Below are 16,151 nucleotides of genomic sequence, written 5' to 3' on the forward strand. Positions count from 1 at the left end.
ACGGTCGTGCCTTTGCTACACGCTTCTTTCAGCTTGCCCTCACGGCGTCCACCTTGCGCTTCGCTACGGTTGTCGTCACTCTCTCCGGCGACCTCTTTGCAGATCGCAAGTCTTGGCCCATGCCGGGCACACTAGGGGCGACTTCAGTCGCCCACAGCCGCCCACAGGGCCGAAAGGTCTGTGCGGTCGGGATGCCGATTCTCGGAAATCACCGTGTTTCCGAACTGTTCCACGGGGCGTCATAGGATCCCGCCGAGAAGAGTGCGGTTTCAGGCAGGATCGGTCGCCGTTTCTGGCAAGATACTGATCGGAAAGCGCCTCCTCGCCGGTCACCGACCTGGAGTCATCGCTCCCCGCGGACCCGTCCGCGCAGGACAGGGCCGTCGCGACGGCGGACATCTCCTGCGGGGCTTCGGGCGGCGGTTCGCCGAGGGCCTCCTGGTCCGAGGCTTGGTCCGAAGGCAGCTCCTGAGCGACACGCGTCGCCGCGATCTCCTGACGATCCCGCTGCTCGAGCTGATCGAAGACACGCTGCGACTTGCTGTGCGCGTGCTCCTCTTCCTCGCGCAGGAACTCTTCGAGCTTGTAGGTCTGAACCGCGAAGACGTTCAGATCCGCGTCGAACCCCTCGACCACCGCATCGACGATCTCGCGGACCTTGTCGACCAAGCGGGGCTCGTCCTTCTCGTTGCGCCCGATCCCGGAGCTCGCGACCACGTCGAGCAACCGACGGGCGGGGTGCCTGCGATCGGAGAAGAAGGACTTGTCGACCAGCGCGACCTTGAGCACCGGAATCTGCCGAAGATCCGTGAAGCCTCGCTGGAGCCCGTTCAATGCCTCGATCAGCTGGGCGAGGCCGAGCGCAGGGGTTTCCTGATTGCCCGTGATCGAGCCGCCCTTGAGTGCACCGGTGGTTGTCGTCGTCCGCGACACACGACCGCGACTCGCGGTCTGGATCGCTCGGGCCAGCTGGCCGAAGACGTCGTCGTTCGCAAGGCGCGGAAGGCGCTCGAATTCCACCCGCGTTTCGGCCCGGGCACCCGGCTCGGCAAGTCTCTGCTCCTCTTGCTCGGTCAATCCCGGATCCTCGGAAGGCTCGAAACCGGCCCACCCCGACATCCCGCCGACACTGCCCCTGGGCTGATCGAGCGTCTCGCTGCGCGGAGCCGACAGGGGGCCCGCAAGCGGGATGGTCGGGAGCACGCCGGACTGAACGAGAAAACGGTTCAGATCGGCGTATACGCCGGGAAGCTCGACCGAGGTCTGACGCTCGAAGTCGTCGGTATCCACGAGACGCAGCTCGTCGGTCTCGTGCATCACCGTCGCCGTCTCCTTGGACTGCAGTGCCGTGACGCTCGCGTCGAAACAGGCGACATAGGCACTGCGGAACTGCTGCAGGAGCTGTTGGCCGCGGTTGTCGAGGAAACCCGTCGCCGAGAAATAGAGCTGCTGTTGCTCCATGCTGGTGGCACGGTCGGCCATACCCAGAAAATCCTCGCTCGCGCCGCCGAGATGCTGGGCGGAAACGGTCGTAAGACCGCGCGCGAGACGATCGCGACAACAGCTCAGCAGAGCAGCCGTATCCGTCGGCGTCAGCCCGCCGACGACGTCGGGCGCGTCGAGCGGATGAGCCGAGGATGTGGTGGAGATGTCGGCCATGGACGGAGGTCTCGAATGTTCAGCCGCACCGTCGCGGCATCGGAGGCATCCTGTGCCGCCATCGACCCCCGAGGTGCCGTGAGCTCGGCACTATGGCGGCAGCAAAGCCTCCAGCACTGTGCGGGGTCGATCTGACGGTAAGTATAGGGCAGGGGCGAAGCCGTCGTCGCAAACGGCCGTCCGGATCATGGCTTACTCCACGGTGACCGATTTCGCGAGGTTCCGCGGCTGATCCACATCGGTCCCCTTCAGGACGGCCACATGATAGGCGAGCAGTTGCAAGGGGATGGTGAAGATGATGGGGTCGATCAGATCGTCGGTCTCGGGGAGACGGATGACGGTGACGCCTTCCTCTTCGACCATGGGGACATGCAGATCGGCGAAGACGTAGAGCTGTCCACCGCGAGCGCGGACCTCTTCGAGATTGGATTTGAGCTTTTCGAGCAAGGCATTGTTGGGCGCGACGGCGACCACGGGCATCTGCTCGTCGATCAGGGCAAGGGGTCCGTGCTTGAGCTCGCCCGCCGGGTATGCCTCGGCATGGATGTATGAGATCTCCTTGAGCTTCAGCGCGCCTTCCATGGCGATCGGGTATTGCTCGCCGCGTCCGAGGAAGAGCGTGTGCTGCTTATCGACGAAGACCTCGGCAAGGCCGGCGATCCGGTCGTCGAGATCCAGCACGGCCTCGACCTTGCCCGGGAGCGCCCGCAGCAGCGCGACCACATGGGCCTCGGCGGCCTCGCCCAGCGCGTTTTCGTGGCCGAGCGCCACGGTCATCAGCAACAAGGCAACCAGTTGAGTCGTGAACGCCTTGGTGGAGGCGACACCGATCTCGGGGCCGGCATGGGTGAGCAGCACTAGGTCCGATTCGCGCACCAGGGAGCTTTCGGGGACATTGCAGATGGCCAGCGTTGCCGCATAGCCGGAGGACTTCGCCAGGCGCAGCGCCGCGAGTGTATCGGCCGTCTCGCCGGATTGCGACAGGGTGACGAACAGGGCGTCGGCCGGCACCACCTGCTTGCGATAGCGGTATTCGCTGGCGACCTCGACGGTGCAGGGTAGGCGGGCGAGGGCCTCGATCCAATAGCGCGCGACCAGCGCGGCATGGAAGCTGGTCCCGCAGGCGACCAGGGTGACCGCCTTGACCCGAGCGAAGATCTCCGGGGCCAGATTGCCGAAGCTCTCGGGCAGGACGCGCATGCCAACCAAGCGACCTTCGAGCGTGTCGGCAATCGCACGCGGCTGCTCGAAGATCTCCTTGAGCATGAAATGGCGATACTCGCCGCGCTCGGCGGCGTCGGGCGAGACCATGGAGGTCTTCACCGGCCTTACGACCAGGTTGCCGTCGCAATCCCAGATGCGGACCGTGTCGCGCGTCAGCTCGGCGATGTCGCCCTCCTCGAGGAAGATGAAGCGATGAGTCACGGGCAACAGGGCGAAGACATCGGAAGCGATGAAGTGCTCACCGAATCCGACCCCGATGACCAGCGGACTGCCTTGGCGTGCAGCGACGAGATGCTCGGGATCCTGCGCATCGATCACGCCGAGGGCATAGGCGCCGCGCAGGCGTGTCGTCGCCAGACGCACGGCGTCGAGCAGGGTATGGCCGGCCTCGAGCTCGTTGAAAACGGCGTGAACGACGACCTCGGTATCGGTTTCGGACGTGAAGCGGTGACCGGCGGCGATCTGCTCGCGACGCAGCTCTTCGTGATTCTCGATGATCCCGTTGTGCACGACCACGCAGCGGTCGCGACAGACATGCGGGTGGGCGTTGCGGGTCGCAGGCTCGCCGTGGGTCGCCCAACGCGTGTGGGCGATGCCCAGCGTGCCGGGCAAGGGCCGCTCGGCGACCGCCTCGGCCAGGCGCGCGACCTTACCGAGGGTGCGGGCGCGATTCAGACGGCAGGGTGCCTCAAGGACCGCGATGCCGGCAGAGTCGTAACCCCGATATTCGAGACGCCTCAACCCTTCCAGCAGGATGGCCGAGACCGGACGTTGGGCGATCGCACCGACGATACCGCACATGACTTAATCCCTCGTGTGTCTTCTACCGAGCGCCCCGAGACGCCGAGATCCAAACCGACCCGATCAGGAGACCGGGCGTTTCCGTGGACGTGTCCATCCCGGAATCGTCCTCTGCTGGGCGCGCGTCAGCGTGAGTTGGTCCGCCGGGGTGTCGCGCGCAATCACTGAACCGGCGCCGATGTTCGCGCCGGCGCCGACCCGCACGGGGGCGACCAGTGCAGTGTTTGAGCCGATAAAGGCACCGTCTTCGATCTGCGTGACCGACTTGTTCGCGCCGTCGTAGTTGCAGGTGATGGTTCCCGCGCCGACGTTCACACCGGCGCCGATCTCGGCGTCGCCCAGATAGCTCAGGTGGTTGGCCTTGCTCCCGGCCCCGAGACTCGTCTTTTTGATCTCGACGAAGTTGCCGACGTGGGTGTGATCGGCGAGTCGGGTGTCGGGACGCAGTCGCGCGAAGGGACCGATCCGCGCGTGGGCCCCGACCGAGGCGCCTTCGATCACTGAGTTGGCCAGGACGTGGGTGTCCGGGCCGATACTGCAGTCCTTGAGGAGACAGTTGGGGCCGATACGCGCGCCGCTCGAAAGCCGAACCACGCCCTCGAACACGCAATTGATGTCGATGCCGACGTCCGGCTCGGCATGCAGGACGCCGCGCAGATCGAAACGCGAGGGATCCGCCAAGGTGACGCCGGAGCGCATGAGGTCTTCCGCGGCATGGCGCTGATAGTCGCGCTCGAGCGCGGCGAGCTGAACCCGATCGTTGACGCCGGCGACCTCCGCGAGCCGTCCGGGCCGGGTGGATGCGACCGCGACACCCTCGGCCGCGGCGAGCGCGGTCACGTCGGTGAGATAGTACTCACCCTGAACATTGTCGTTGTCGATGCGGGCGAGCCAGCCGTCGAGTCTCGATCGGTCGGCGACCAGGATGCCTGTGTTGATCTCGGCGACGGCGCGCTGTTCCGACGTCGCGTCCTTTTCCTCGACGATTCCGATGATCCGGCCGCGGCGATCGCGCAGGATCCGTCCGTAACCGGCGGGATCCGGGACATCCGCAGTCAGGATCCCGAGATCGGTATCGGCCGCGGCTTGGAGCAAACGCGTCAAGGTCTCGGACGAGATGAGCGGAACGTCGCCGTAGAGGATCAAGACGCGGTCCATGTCCGCGACCTGCGGCATGGCCTGGATGACGGCGTGTCCGGTGCCCAGTTGCTCGGCCTGCTCGACCCAGAGGCATCCCGTATCGGCCAGCGCGGTGCGGACTTGATCGCCGCCGTGACCATAGAGGGTGACGATGCGCTCGGCACCGATCGCCTCGGCCGTGTCCAGGACATGGGCAAGCAAGGGCTTACCGGCCAAGGGATGGAGCACCTTCGGAAGGGCGGAGCGCATCCGCTTGCCGAGCCCCGCCGCCAAGATCACGACTCCAAGCCTCATCGCTTCGCCCTCCTCGAGCGCCGGGTCAGTGCAGACCGCCACCGGGGAGCATTCCACCCCCGCCGAGGTCGGCCGTCAACTCCGCATGTGTCGGGTCGCGGACCTCCTCGATCCGGACATGCACGCGCAGGGTCTTACCGGCGAGCGGATGGTTGCCGTCGACCGTGAGCTTGCCCCCCTCGATCCGGGTGACCTGGAACTGACGGGTCTCCCCGACCTCGTTCTCCATCTGTACCTCCGCGCCGACGAAGCGGAATTCGGGCGGCACGTTCTCCAAGGCGTCGGTAAAGGTCAGGTCGGGATCATACGGGCCGAAGCCCTGATCCGGACCCAGGACGAGCTCGACCTCGTCGCCGGCACGCCGCCCGTCGACGGCCGCGTCCATGCCGCCGATGAGCTCGGTCTGACCGCCGTGAATGTAGCTGACGGGGATGTCGGTCTGCTCGAGGATATTGCCCTGGCCGTCCTCGATTCGGTAGGTCAGCGCGACAAGCATGCCGGCACTGATAAGCTGTTCTGACATGATGGGGTTCGCCTCCGGGTCAGGATGGGCCGGCGGGGCTCCCCTTGCGGGTCGCCGATGCGGCGTGGCGAACAAGGGGAACAGGAAAAGAGCGAGGGATTGCCTCGTAAAAGGTACAGCCCGCTCGTGTCGGAGCGGGCCGCAGGACTCGTAAACTCAAGGAACGACCCGTACAGGTCAGCCCTTCATCTTGCGAAGCTTCTCGATCGCCCGCAACTGCGCAATCGCTTCGGCCAGCTCGGCTTGCGCCTTGGCGTATTCGAACTGAGCCGTGTGACCGGCAAGCGCCTCCTCGGCACGGCGTTTGGCGTCGAGCGCCGCGGCCTCGTCGAGGTCGCGCGCACGGATCGCGGTGTCGGCCAAGACGGTCACGACATGCGGCTGGACCTCGAGCATGCCGCCGGAGACATAAAAGTGCTCCTGCTCGCCTTGCTCGTTCTCGACCCGCACGTCACCCGGCTTCAGACGGCTAATGAAGGCGGTATGCCGGGGCGCGATACCGACCTCGCCCAGCTCGGCGGTCGCGTACACCATGGTCGCCTGACCCGAATGAATCGCCCCCTCGGCGCTTACGATATCGACGTGAATTGTCATCGCCATAGTGCACCCCTGTTGAACCGCGTCCTGTTGTCAAACACGACGTTCTCGCGGAGTCCGCCCGAAGCGGCTTCAATCGCGTCGTGCCGACGCGGTTCAAGAATAAAGAAACAAACTCCTAAAACGCGGCAGCTCCGACATCTTTGGAGAACTGCGCTGCCGGAACAAGGTCACGCACAGCGCATGCCGCACAGGCCGCGTTTTAGCCACCCATCTTCTCGGCCTTGGCGACCGCTTCTTCGATCCCGCCGACCATATAGAAGGCCTGCTCGGGCAGGTGATCGTAGTCGCCGTTCACGATGGCCTTGAAGTCTTTGATGGTGTCTTTGACGGACACGAACTTGCCCGGCGAGCCGGTGAAGACCTCGGCCACGAAGAAGGGCTGCGAGAGGAAGCGTTGGATCTTGCGTGCACGCGACACGGCGAGCTTGTCGTCGTCGGAGAGCTCGTCCATACCGAGGATGGCAATGATGTCCTTGAGCTCCTTGTAGCGCTGCAAGGTGCCCTGCACCGCACGCGCAGTCTGGTAGTGCTCCTGGCCGACCACGTTCGGGTCGAGGATTCGGCTGGTGGAGTCCAGCGGATCCACGGCCGGGTAGATGCCCAGCTCGGCGATCTGTCGGGACAACACGAGGGTCGCGTCCAGATGCGCAAAGGTGGTCGCCGGCGACGGGTCGGTCAAGTCGTCCGCGGGGACGTACACCGCCTGGAAGGAGGTGATGGAGCCGGTGCGCGTGGAGGTGATGCGTTCCTGCAGGGCGCCCATCTCGGAGGCCAGCGTCGGCTGGTAACCCACGGCGGAGGGCATGCGGCCCAAGAGCGCGGAGACCTCGGTTCCGGCCAGGGTGTAACGGTAGATGTTGTCGACGAAGAGCAGGACGTCGCGGCCTTCTTCGCGGAAGAACTCGGCCATGGTCAGACCGGTCAGCGCGACGCGGAGACGGTTGCCGGGCGGCTCGTTCATCTGGCCGTAGACCAGGGCCACCTTGTCGAGAACGTTCGACTCCTTCATCTCGTGATAGAAGTCGTTGCCCTCGCGGGTGCGCTCGCCGACGCCGGCGAACACCGAGAAGCCGGAGTGCTCGGCCGCGATGTTGCGGATCAGCTCCATCAGGGTCACGGTCTTGCCCACGCCGGCGCCGCCGAAGAGGCCGACCTTACCGCCTTTGGGGATGGGCATGATGAGGTCGATGACCTTGATGCCGGTCTCCAGGATCTCGGTGGAGGTCGCCTGGTCTTCGAACGGCGGTGCGGAACGATGGATCGACCAGCGCTCCTCGGACTCGACATCGCCCAACTCGTCGATGGGGTTGCCCAGCACGTCCATGATGCGCCCGAGCGTCTTCTGCCCGACCGGCACCTGGATCGGTGCGCCGGTGGCGATCGCCGGGATGCCGCGCTGCAGGCCATCGGTGGATCCCATGGCGATGGCGCGCACGACCCCGTCGCCGAGCTGCTGCTGAACCTCGAGGGTCAGGCCCGTCGACTCGATCTTGAGCGCTTCATACACCTTGGGTATCTCGCCGCGCGGGAACTGAACGTCCACGACGGCCCCGATGATCTCCACCACGTTACCAGAGCTCATAGTCTTTTCCTCTTATGCCTTCCGGCCAATAGCGATTCTGTTTGTGTCCGAGCGCTCGACGTCCGAGCGTTGGGCGCGAGCGACTTCGACGTATCGGGCGATCACACGGCGGCGGCGCCGCTCACGATCTCGGAGATCTCTTGGGTGATCGCGGCCTGTCGGGCCTTGTTGTAAACGAGCTGCAGCTCGCCGATCAGGTCGCCGGCATTGTCCGAGGCGGACTTCATCGCGACCATGCGCGAGGCTTGCTCGCAGGCGCCGTTCTCGACGACCGCTTGGTAGACGAGCGACTCGATATAACGGGTCAACAGGGCGTCCAGCACGGTGCGCGCATCGGGTTCGTAGATGTAGTCCCAGTGATAAGGCATCGCGGACTGCTCTTCGCCGACGATCGGCACCAGTTGCCGGATCATGGGACGCTGGGTCATGGTGTTGACGAATTCGTTGCTCGCGACATAGATGGCGTCGAGCTCCTTGGCCTCGAAGGCGTCCAGCATCACCTTCACGGGCCCGATCAGATCCTCGATGTGCGGCTTGTCGCCGAGGTTCGTGACCTGTGCCTTGACGTCCCCGCCGAAGCGCTTGAAGAAGCCCAATGCCTTGGATCCGATGGTGCAGAATGCAGGCTCGGCCCCGCCCGCGCGCTTCTCTTTGATGTCGATGACGAGGCGACGAAAGAGATTGCTGTTCAAACCACCGCATAGCCCGCGGTCGGAGGAGACCACGATATAGCCGACGCGCTTATGCGGGCGCTCCAGCGCCATGAACGAATGGCGGTACTCGGGCGTCGCCCGCGCCAAGTGGCTGATGACTTGGAGCATCTTCTCCGAATAGGGCTTGGACGCCGCCATGCGGTCCTGCGCCTTGCGCATCTTGGAAGCCGCCACCATCTGCATGGCGCCGGTGATCTTCTGCGTGCTTTTGATGCTCGCAATCTTCGTGCGAATTTCTTTGGCGCCTGCCATCTGTTAGCTCCCGGCCTCCGGCCCCGGCCTCCGGCGGAGGCGGCAGGGCGGTGAAGGTTCGATACTTGTCAAAATGCACCACGCCAGCCGACACGGTCCCGGAAGGACCGTGTCGGCTGATGGCTGGCGGCTGCCCTACCAGGTGTTGTTGGCCTTGAAGGCCTTGATGGCCTCGTGCATCGCGGTCTGGATCTCCGCGGTGTAGTCGCCGGTCGTGTCGATCTGCTCGATCAAGGCCGCCTGAGCGGACTTCATGTAGCTCTGCATCGCCTGCTCGAAGTCGACGATCTTCTTCACATCGACGTCGTCGAGATAGCCTTCGTTGGCTGCGAAGAGCGACACCGCCATCTGGCCGACACTCATCGGCGAGTACTGGAACTGTTTCATCAGCTCGGTGACGCGCTCGCCGCGCTGCAACTGCTTGCGGGTGGCCTCGTCGAGGTCGGAGGCGAACTGCGAGAAGGCTGCGAGCTCGCGATACTGAGCGAGCGCGAGACGGATACCGCCGCCGAGCTTCTTGATGATCTTCGTCTGGGCCGCACCGCCGACACGCGATACCGACAAACCGGCATTGATGGCGGGGCGAATACCGGCGTTGAAGAGATCGGTCTAGAGGAAGATCTGACCGTCGGTGATCGAGATCACGTTGGTCGGAACGAAGGCGGACACGTCGCCGGCCTGGGTCTCGATGATCGGCAGCGCGGTCAAGGAACCGGTCTTGCCTTTCACGGCACCGCCGGTGGCCTGCTCCACGTAGTTCGCGTTGACGCGCGCGGCGCGCTCGAGCAAACGGGAGTGCAGATAGAAGACGTCGCCGGGATAGGCTTCGCGGCCCGGAGGACGACGCAGCAACAGCGAGACCTGGCGATAGGCCCACGCCTGCTTGGTCAAATCATCGTAAACGATCAGGGCGTCCTCGCCCTTGTCGCGGAAATACTCGCCCATGGTGCAGCCGGCGTAGGGCGCGATGAACTGCATGGCGGCCGATTCGGCGGCTGCGGCGGCGACGATGATGGTGTGGTCCATCGCGCCGTGCTCTTCGAGCTTGCGCACCAGCGAGGCAATCGAGGAGTTCTTCTGCCCGATCGCGACGTAGATACACTTGACGCCGGTGCCTTTCTGGTTAATGATGGCATCGACGGCGACGGCGGTCTTACCGGTCTGGCGGTCGCCGATGATCAGCTCGCGCTGACCGCGGCCGACAGGAACCATGGCGTCGATCGCCTTCAGACCGGTCTGAACCGGCTCGTCGACCGACTGACGGGCGATAACGCCTGGGGCCACCTTCTCGATGGGGGAGGTGCCGGATGCCTGAATCGGGCCTTTTCCGTCGATCGGGTTGCCCAGCGCATCCACGACGCGCCCCAGCAGCCCTTCGCCGACCGGCACCTCGAGGACGCGCCCGGTGCAGCGGACCCAATCGCCTTCGGACAGGTGGGTGTACTCGCCCAAGACCACCGCGCCGACCGAGTCGCGCTCGAGGTTCAGCGCAAGCCCGAAGGCGTCGCCGGGGAACTCCAGCATCTCGTAGTACTTGGCGTCTGAGAGACCGTGCACGCGCACGATACCGTCGGTCAAGCTGACGATGGTGCCTTCGGTCCGCGCCTCGGTCTTGAGATCGAGCTTCTCGATCTTTTGTTTGATGAGATCGCTGATCTCGGAAGGATTCAGTTGCATGGCGGTGTCCCGTTCAGAATTGCAATGCGTGAGCCAGTTGCTTGAGCTTGCCGCGGACCGAGTCGTCGATGACGAGGTCCCCGGCGCGAATCTCGATCCCGCCGATCAGGGCGCTGTCGGTCTCGACGGTGACCTCGACCTGCCCGCCGAAGCGTTTCGCAAGCGCGGCGGAAACCGCCGCCTGCTCGGACTCGCTCACGTCGAATGCGCTGCGAATCAACACGTGACGGACGCCTTGGTCGGCCGTGCGGCTCGCCTCGAACAGGCGTGCGATCTCGGGCAATGCCGCAAGCCTGGCGTTCTCGGTCAGCAACCCCAGGAGATTGGATGCCTCGGGCGGGAGATCATCGCCGCAGACCTCGAGGATGATGTCGCGGATGCGCTCGCGGGGCACGTTCGGGTTGGCGATCTGCTCGGCCATCTGGGGATCACCCACGACGGCCGAGAGCATCTCGAGAGCTTGCGACCAGGCGTCCAACTGACCGACCTCTTTCGCGCGCTCGAACACGGCCTCTGCGTAGGGCCGCGCGATGGTGGTGATGTCTCCGGCCATGGGTGGTCCCTAAAGCTGCTTGGCGAACGATTCGACGAGGCCCTTGTGCGCCTTGATGTCGATCTCCTTGTGGAGGATCTTCTCGGCGGCGGCGACGGCAAGTGTCGCGACCCGCTCGCGAAGCTCTTCGCGGGCACGGTTGGTTTCCCGGTCGATCTCGGCCTGGGCGGCAGCGACCACTCGGCCGCTTTCGCTGCGAGCGTCCGCCTTGGCCTCCTCGACGATCTCGGTGGCCCGCTTCTGAGCCTGCGCCACGATATCGGCGGCGGCGGCCTTCGCGTCCTTGATGAGGACAAGGGCACGCTGCTCGCCGAGCGCCTTCTCTTGATGGCCGCGCTCGGCCGCGGCGAGGCCCTCGGCGATCTTGGCCTTGCGCTCGGCCAGGGCCGAGACGATCGGCGGCCAGATAAACTTCATACAGAACCCGACGAACACCGCGAAGGCGATCATCTGGGCGAAGAGGGTCAGATTGATATTCATAGCGTTGCCTCGTGCCTATGCCTCATACCGCGTCCGGGAACAGGGCCAAGCGCCTCGACCCCGGCGGAAGTGGGATGGGTGTCAGGCAGCGAACATCACGAACAGACCCATGGCGATCGCGATGACGGGCAGCGCGTCGACCAGACCCATGACGATGAAGAACTGGGTGCGGAGCATCGGGATCAGCTCGGGCTGACGGGCGGCGCCTTCGAGAAAGCGCCCGCCCAAGATACCGATACCGACGCCGGCGCCGACCGCGCCGAGACCCAGCATCAAGCCTGCACCGATGAACTTGATGACGTCGGCGAACAGGTTAGCGACTTCGAGTTCCATGATTCTCTCCAGTAATTGACGGTGTTAAAGCAGGAAAAACGGGTTAGTGATGCTCCTGGTGGGCCATGTCGAGATAGACGATGGTCAACACCATGAAGATGAATGCCTGTAGCGTGATGATGAGGATATGGAACACGGCCCAGACGAACTGCAGCATCCCGCCGGTGATGTTCAACACCATACTGCTGCCGTAGAGCAGCGCGATCAGGATGAAGATCATTTCGCCCGCATACATGTTGCCGAACAGACGCAGTGCCAGCGAAAGCGGCTTCGAGAGGAGACTGATGCCTTCGAGCAGGAGGTTGGCAGGCAGGCCCCACTTGCCGAACGGCTGCATCGTCAGCTCGGCGGCGAAGCCCCCGATGCCCTTCATCTTGACGCTGTAATAGAGCACGAGACCGAACACCACCAAGGCCATCCCGAAGGTGGCATTCGGATCCGTCGTCGGCACGACGCGCAGGAAGACATGATGCGGATCGGCACCGAACAACGACATGAGCTGCCCGAAGAGATGCGGAATCAGATCGACCGGAATCAGGTCCATCAGGTTCATCAAGAAGACCCAGGCGAAGATCGTCAGGGCCAGAGGCCCGACCAGCGGGTTCTTCGCGGTGAAGGAGCCTCGGACGTTCTCTTCGACGAAGTCGACGATCCACTCGACGAAATTCTGCGCCCCGCTCGGCACGCCCGCGGTCATCTGCTCGGCGACACGCCGGAAGAACCAGATAAAGAGGTATCCGAGGAGGATCGAGAAGAACATGGTGTCGACGTTGATCGCCCAGAATCCCATCTCGGCAGCCTCGGCACTGGAATGCGCGAAACCGAAACCATGCTCGGGATGAACGCCGAGCGTCAGGTTGGTGAGATGGTGCTGGATATAAGCCTGGGAGGTGAGCGTTTCGGAAGCAGCCATCGATCGTCTCTCACTTCGTGGTTCGTTCGGGCGTTTGAGCCGCAATCAGGGTCGGGATGACCTGGACCGCGAGATAGGCGCCAAGCAACACCGGGAGGTTAAGGTCGTCCAGGGTCACGAAGGCGATCGTGAACAAGCCTAGAATCAATACGATCTTCAGGATCTCGGCACCGTAAATGCGCATCACCAAGCGCGCGGGCTCCCGGGCGCGATAACCGCGAAAGACCAGGGCCGCGAACAAGGCATTGGCCACCAGGCAAGATCCGGCCCCGACAAGGACCGAGACGGCCACCGAGACGCCGAACGGGAGGGCGAAAACCACCGAGGCCAAGCCAAGGAGACTCTGGAGTTTCAGGACTCTTTTGGCCTGGAGCGTGTCCGGCTGATGCATCAGATCGTCATAGTTTGGTTGAGCACACCGCTCACCGGCGCGCAGTATAAGGGGTCGCGCATATAGGGTCAACGCGATGTCGGCGTTCCGGCAGCGGCCGGAAACGATCCTTATGATTGGGGAAAACAATAGACCCGGCGGCCGACTCCGGTCTGCAGGCACCTCGGGGGATCGATTCACTTGATGTGGGCCAGAATCCCGTCGAGCTCATCGAGACTGTTGTAGGCGATCACCAATTTTCCGGCACCGCGATTGCCTTGCTGGATCTGGACCCGTGCGCCGAGCTTGTCGGTCAGGTCGGTCTGAAGCCTGCGGATGTTCGGATCGAGATCGGGCTTGTGCTCCGAGGCGCCGAGCCCCTCGCCGGACTGCTGGATCCGGCGCACCAGGCGCTCGGTCTCGCGCACCGAGAGTCCGCCCCTGACAACCTGAGCCGCGGTCATGCTCTGGTCGTGCCCCCGCAGGCCGAGCAGGGCGCGGGCATGGCCCATCTCCAGCAGGCCCTTCTCCAGAAAGTCGCGGACGTCCGGATTGAGATCCAGCAGACGCAGCAGGTTGGTCACCATCGAGCGCGACTTGCCCAGCGCATCGGCGATCTGCTGGTGGGTCAGGTTGAACTCTTTGAGCAGGCGCTCGAGCGCCCCGGCCTCTTCGAGCGGATTGAGATCGGCGCGCTGGATGTTCTCGATCAGTCCAATCGCCAGCGCCGCCTGCTCGTCGACCTCCCGCACCACGACCGGGATCTCGGCGAGGCCGGCCTGTTGACAGGCCCGCCAACGCCGCTCCCCCGCGATGATCTCGTAGGACTCGCCGGCCAAGGGGCGAACAACGATCGGCTGGATGACGCCTTGGGCGAGGATCGAATCGGAGAGCTCGCGCAAGGCATCCGGGTCGAAGTCGTGGCGGGGTTGGTAGCGTCCGGGTCGGATGCACTCCACGGGCAGGCGGGTGATCCGCTCGCTCCCCTGCTCGCCGAGCATGGGGGCGGACGACGCGTCCTCCGGGCTCGACACCGCGACCATCGGCGCACGGGCGGCGCCGAGCAGGGCATCGAGCCCGCGCCCCAGCCCCTTCTTCTTCGGCGGTGATTTCTGCTCGCTATCCATGGTCACCCACCTCAGGCCGCGGACTTGCGCGTCTCGCGACGACGCAGAAGCTCGCTGGCGAGCGCAAGATAGGCCACCGCACCCTTGGACGCGGGGTCGTAAAGCAGGGCGGGCAGACCGTGACTCGGTGCCTCCGCCAGTCGCACGTTGCGCGGGATGATGGTGCGATAGACCTGATCCTTGAAATGGGTGACGAGCTGGGTCGAGACCTGATTAGCGAGGTTGTTGCGCGGGTCGTGCATGGTGCGCAGGATCCCCTCCACCCGCAGCTCCGGGTTACGGTTGGCGCGGATCTGCTCGATGGTGTCCATCAGGGCGGAAAGACCCTCCAGCGCGTAATACTCGCATTGGATCGGGATCAGGACGCCCCCGGCCGCGACCAGCGCGTTGACCGTGAGCATGTTGAGCGATGGCGGACAGTCGACGATCACCAGCTCGTAGTCGGCGACCGCATCGGCCAGGACCTTCGCGAAGCGCCGCTCGCGGTCCGGCGAGCCGAGCAGCCCGACCTCGGCCGCGGTCAGATCGCCGTTGGCCGGCAGCAGATCGAAACCCGGCGAGGGATCCTCGACACGGCACAGACAATCGGCGAGCGCGACGTCGCCGAGCAGCAGATCGCAGGTCGAGTTGGCGAGATTGTGCTTGTCGACCCCGCAGCCCATGGTGGCGTTGCCCTGCGGGTCGAGGTCGACCAGCAGGACGCGCCGCTTGAGCGAGGCCAGCGAGGCCGCCAGATTGACCGCGGTCGTGGTCTTGCCGACGCCACCCTTCTGGTTGGCAATGGCGATGATGTTGACCATAGGGGACTCAGTCACTCCGAAGCTCGATCAGGTGGCGCTCGACGTCGAGGAAGGGGATACGCAACGGGTGGACGGATACGGACCCGTCCGACAGGTCTTGCATGCGTGCGACGTCGCCGAGGTCGCGCCCCTTCATCAAGAGCAATCGGCCCGGACGCGCCAGCAGATCCCGGTAAGCGGCACCGAGCAGATCGGTAGCCGCGACGGCACGACTCACTATGGTACTGAAGTTTCGCCCCGGCCGGTATGTCTCCATCCGAGCATGGACCGTCTCGACATTGTCGAGCCGCAGCTCAAGGACCGCCTGGCGAACGAATCGCAGCTTCTTCTGATTGCTGTCGAGCAGCCAAAAGCGCCGTTGCGGCTCGACAATCGCCAGCGGCAAGCCGGGCAGACCGGCGCCCGTGCCGAGGTCCAGGACGCTCTCGCCGAACAGAAATGGCCGAACGGCGAGGCTGTCGAGCAGATGCCTGGAGACCATCTCGACGGGATCGCGCACCGCGGTCAGGTTGTAGGCCCGGTTCCAGCGCGCCAAGAGAGCGATGAGATGCAGCAGGCGGTCATGCGCCGAGCCGTCCAATGCGAGACCCAGCTGCGTTGCGCCTCGGGACAGTCGGTCGGACAGGTCCGAGACCGATGCACCTTCGACGGCGGCGAGGGTCGCGGTCGTCATCAGGCGCAGCGCCGCTTGAGGTAGATCAGCAGGAGCGACACGGCCGCCGGGGTCACGCCGGGGATGCGTGCGGCCTGACCGAGTGTGTGCGGTCGCACCCGATTGAGCTTTTCGCGCACCTCGGTCGACAGACCCCGCACTTGATCGAAGTCGAAATCCTCGGGCAGCGCTCGGGCGTCCTGATCGCGATGGCGGTCGATCTCATCACGTTGGCGCTCGATGTAACCCTGATAGCGTGCCTGGATCTCGAGCTGCTCGGTGACCTCGGCGGACAGAGGCTCGGGCGGATCGCCGGCAAGGGCCGCGACCCCGGCATAGCCGACGTTCGGGCGGGCGAGCAGCTCGGAGGCGCGCACCTCGCGCCGCAGCGGCTCGCCGAGGATGCGCTCGGCGAGCGCCTGATCGACCCGCTCGGGACGCACGAAGGTCTCGCGCAG

At 64.7% G+C, this 16,151-nt stretch carries 15 protein-coding genes and 2 pseudogenes; all 17 read right to left on the reverse strand.

The window, feature by feature from the left end; all coding sequences use genetic code 11:
• Positions 1–75: 75 nt before the first annotated feature.
• Positions 76–1,659, reverse strand: coding sequence for a DUF1631 family protein (locus VLR48_RS02515; RefSeq protein WP_325290269.1), 1,584 nt, complete (start codon positions 1,657–1,659; stop codon positions 76–78).
• Positions 1,660–1,851: 192 nt separating this feature from the next.
• Complete coding sequence (gene glmS / locus VLR48_RS02520; RefSeq protein ID WP_325290270.1) at positions 1,852–3,684, reverse strand: glutamine--fructose-6-phosphate transaminase (isomerizing); 1,833 nt, start codon at positions 3,682–3,684, stop codon at positions 1,852–1,854.
• A 63-nt stretch (positions 3,685–3,747) separates the two neighbouring features.
• Entirely contained in the window at positions 3,748–5,118 is a 1,371-nt protein-coding gene (glmU, locus tag VLR48_RS02525; protein WP_325290271.1) for a bifunctional UDP-N-acetylglucosamine diphosphorylase/glucosamine-1-phosphate N-acetyltransferase GlmU, read from the reverse strand.
• Positions 5,119–5,143: 25 nt separating this feature from the next.
• Positions 5,144–5,641 carry a peptidylprolyl isomerase gene (locus VLR48_RS02530; protein WP_325290272.1) on the reverse strand — a complete coding sequence of 166 codons (498 nt, stop codon included), beginning with the start codon at positions 5,639–5,641 and terminating at the stop codon, positions 5,144–5,146.
• A 177-nt stretch (positions 5,642–5,818) separates the two neighbouring features.
• Positions 5,819–6,241 (reverse strand): F0F1 ATP synthase subunit epsilon, encoded by a 423-nt coding sequence (locus VLR48_RS02535; protein ID WP_093036413.1) that lies wholly within the window; start codon positions 6,239–6,241, stop codon positions 5,819–5,821.
• Positions 6,242–6,440: 199 nt separating this feature from the next.
• Entirely contained in the window at positions 6,441–7,823 is a 1,383-nt protein-coding gene (gene atpD / locus VLR48_RS02540) for a F0F1 ATP synthase subunit beta (RefSeq protein WP_325290273.1), read from the reverse strand.
• A 101-nt stretch (positions 7,824–7,924) separates the two neighbouring features.
• Positions 7,925–8,788: a F0F1 ATP synthase subunit gamma gene (atpG, locus tag VLR48_RS02545; protein ID WP_325290274.1), complete on the reverse strand. Its 864-nt coding sequence runs from the start codon at positions 8,786–8,788 to the stop codon at positions 7,925–7,927.
• Positions 8,789–8,923: 135 nt separating this feature from the next.
• A pseudogene (atpA, locus tag VLR48_RS02550) lies at positions 8,924–10,465 on the reverse strand (F0F1 ATP synthase subunit alpha).
• A 13-nt stretch (positions 10,466–10,478) separates the two neighbouring features.
• A complete protein-coding gene (locus VLR48_RS02555; protein ID WP_007193475.1) occupies positions 10,479–11,018 on the reverse strand; it encodes a F0F1 ATP synthase subunit delta in 540 nt (179 codons plus the stop codon).
• 9 nt (positions 11,019–11,027) lie between these two features.
• Positions 11,028–11,498: a F0F1 ATP synthase subunit B gene (locus tag VLR48_RS02560; RefSeq protein ID WP_325290275.1), complete on the reverse strand. Its 471-nt coding sequence runs from the start codon at positions 11,496–11,498 to the stop codon at positions 11,028–11,030.
• Positions 11,499–11,579: 81 nt separating this feature from the next.
• Positions 11,580–11,831, reverse strand: coding sequence for a F0F1 ATP synthase subunit C (gene atpE, locus VLR48_RS02565; RefSeq protein WP_007193473.1), 252 nt, complete (start codon positions 11,829–11,831; stop codon positions 11,580–11,582).
• Between the two features lie 43 nt (positions 11,832–11,874).
• On the reverse strand, positions 11,875–12,744 hold the full coding sequence (gene atpB, locus VLR48_RS02570; RefSeq protein ID WP_325290276.1) for a F0F1 ATP synthase subunit A: 870 nt from the start codon (positions 12,742–12,744) through the stop codon (positions 11,875–11,877).
• Between the two features lie 10 nt (positions 12,745–12,754).
• Positions 12,755–13,135 (reverse strand): ATP synthase subunit I, encoded by a 381-nt coding sequence (locus VLR48_RS02575; protein ID WP_093036434.1) that lies wholly within the window; start codon positions 13,133–13,135, stop codon positions 12,755–12,757.
• 176 nt (positions 13,136–13,311) lie between these two features.
• Positions 13,312–14,241, reverse strand: coding sequence for a ParB/RepB/Spo0J family partition protein (locus tag VLR48_RS02580; RefSeq protein WP_325290277.1), 930 nt, complete (start codon positions 14,239–14,241; stop codon positions 13,312–13,314).
• Between the two features lie 11 nt (positions 14,242–14,252).
• Complete coding sequence (locus tag VLR48_RS02585) at positions 14,253–15,041, reverse strand: ParA family protein (protein WP_325290279.1); 789 nt, start codon at positions 15,039–15,041, stop codon at positions 14,253–14,255.
• 7 nt (positions 15,042–15,048) lie between these two features.
• Complete coding sequence (gene rsmG, locus VLR48_RS02590) at positions 15,049–15,714, reverse strand: 16S rRNA (guanine(527)-N(7))-methyltransferase RsmG (protein WP_325290278.1); 666 nt, start codon at positions 15,712–15,714, stop codon at positions 15,049–15,051.
• Positions 15,714–16,151 (reverse strand): annotated as a pseudogene (gene gidA / locus VLR48_RS02595) (tRNA uridine-5-carboxymethylaminomethyl(34) synthesis enzyme MnmG); the annotation flags it as partial. The gene rsmG and the pseudogene gidA, both read right to left, overlap by 1 nt.

This window comes from Thiocapsa sp., from assembly GCF_035467215.1.
Taxonomy (GTDB): Bacteria; Pseudomonadota; Gammaproteobacteria; order Chromatiales; family Chromatiaceae; genus Thiocapsa.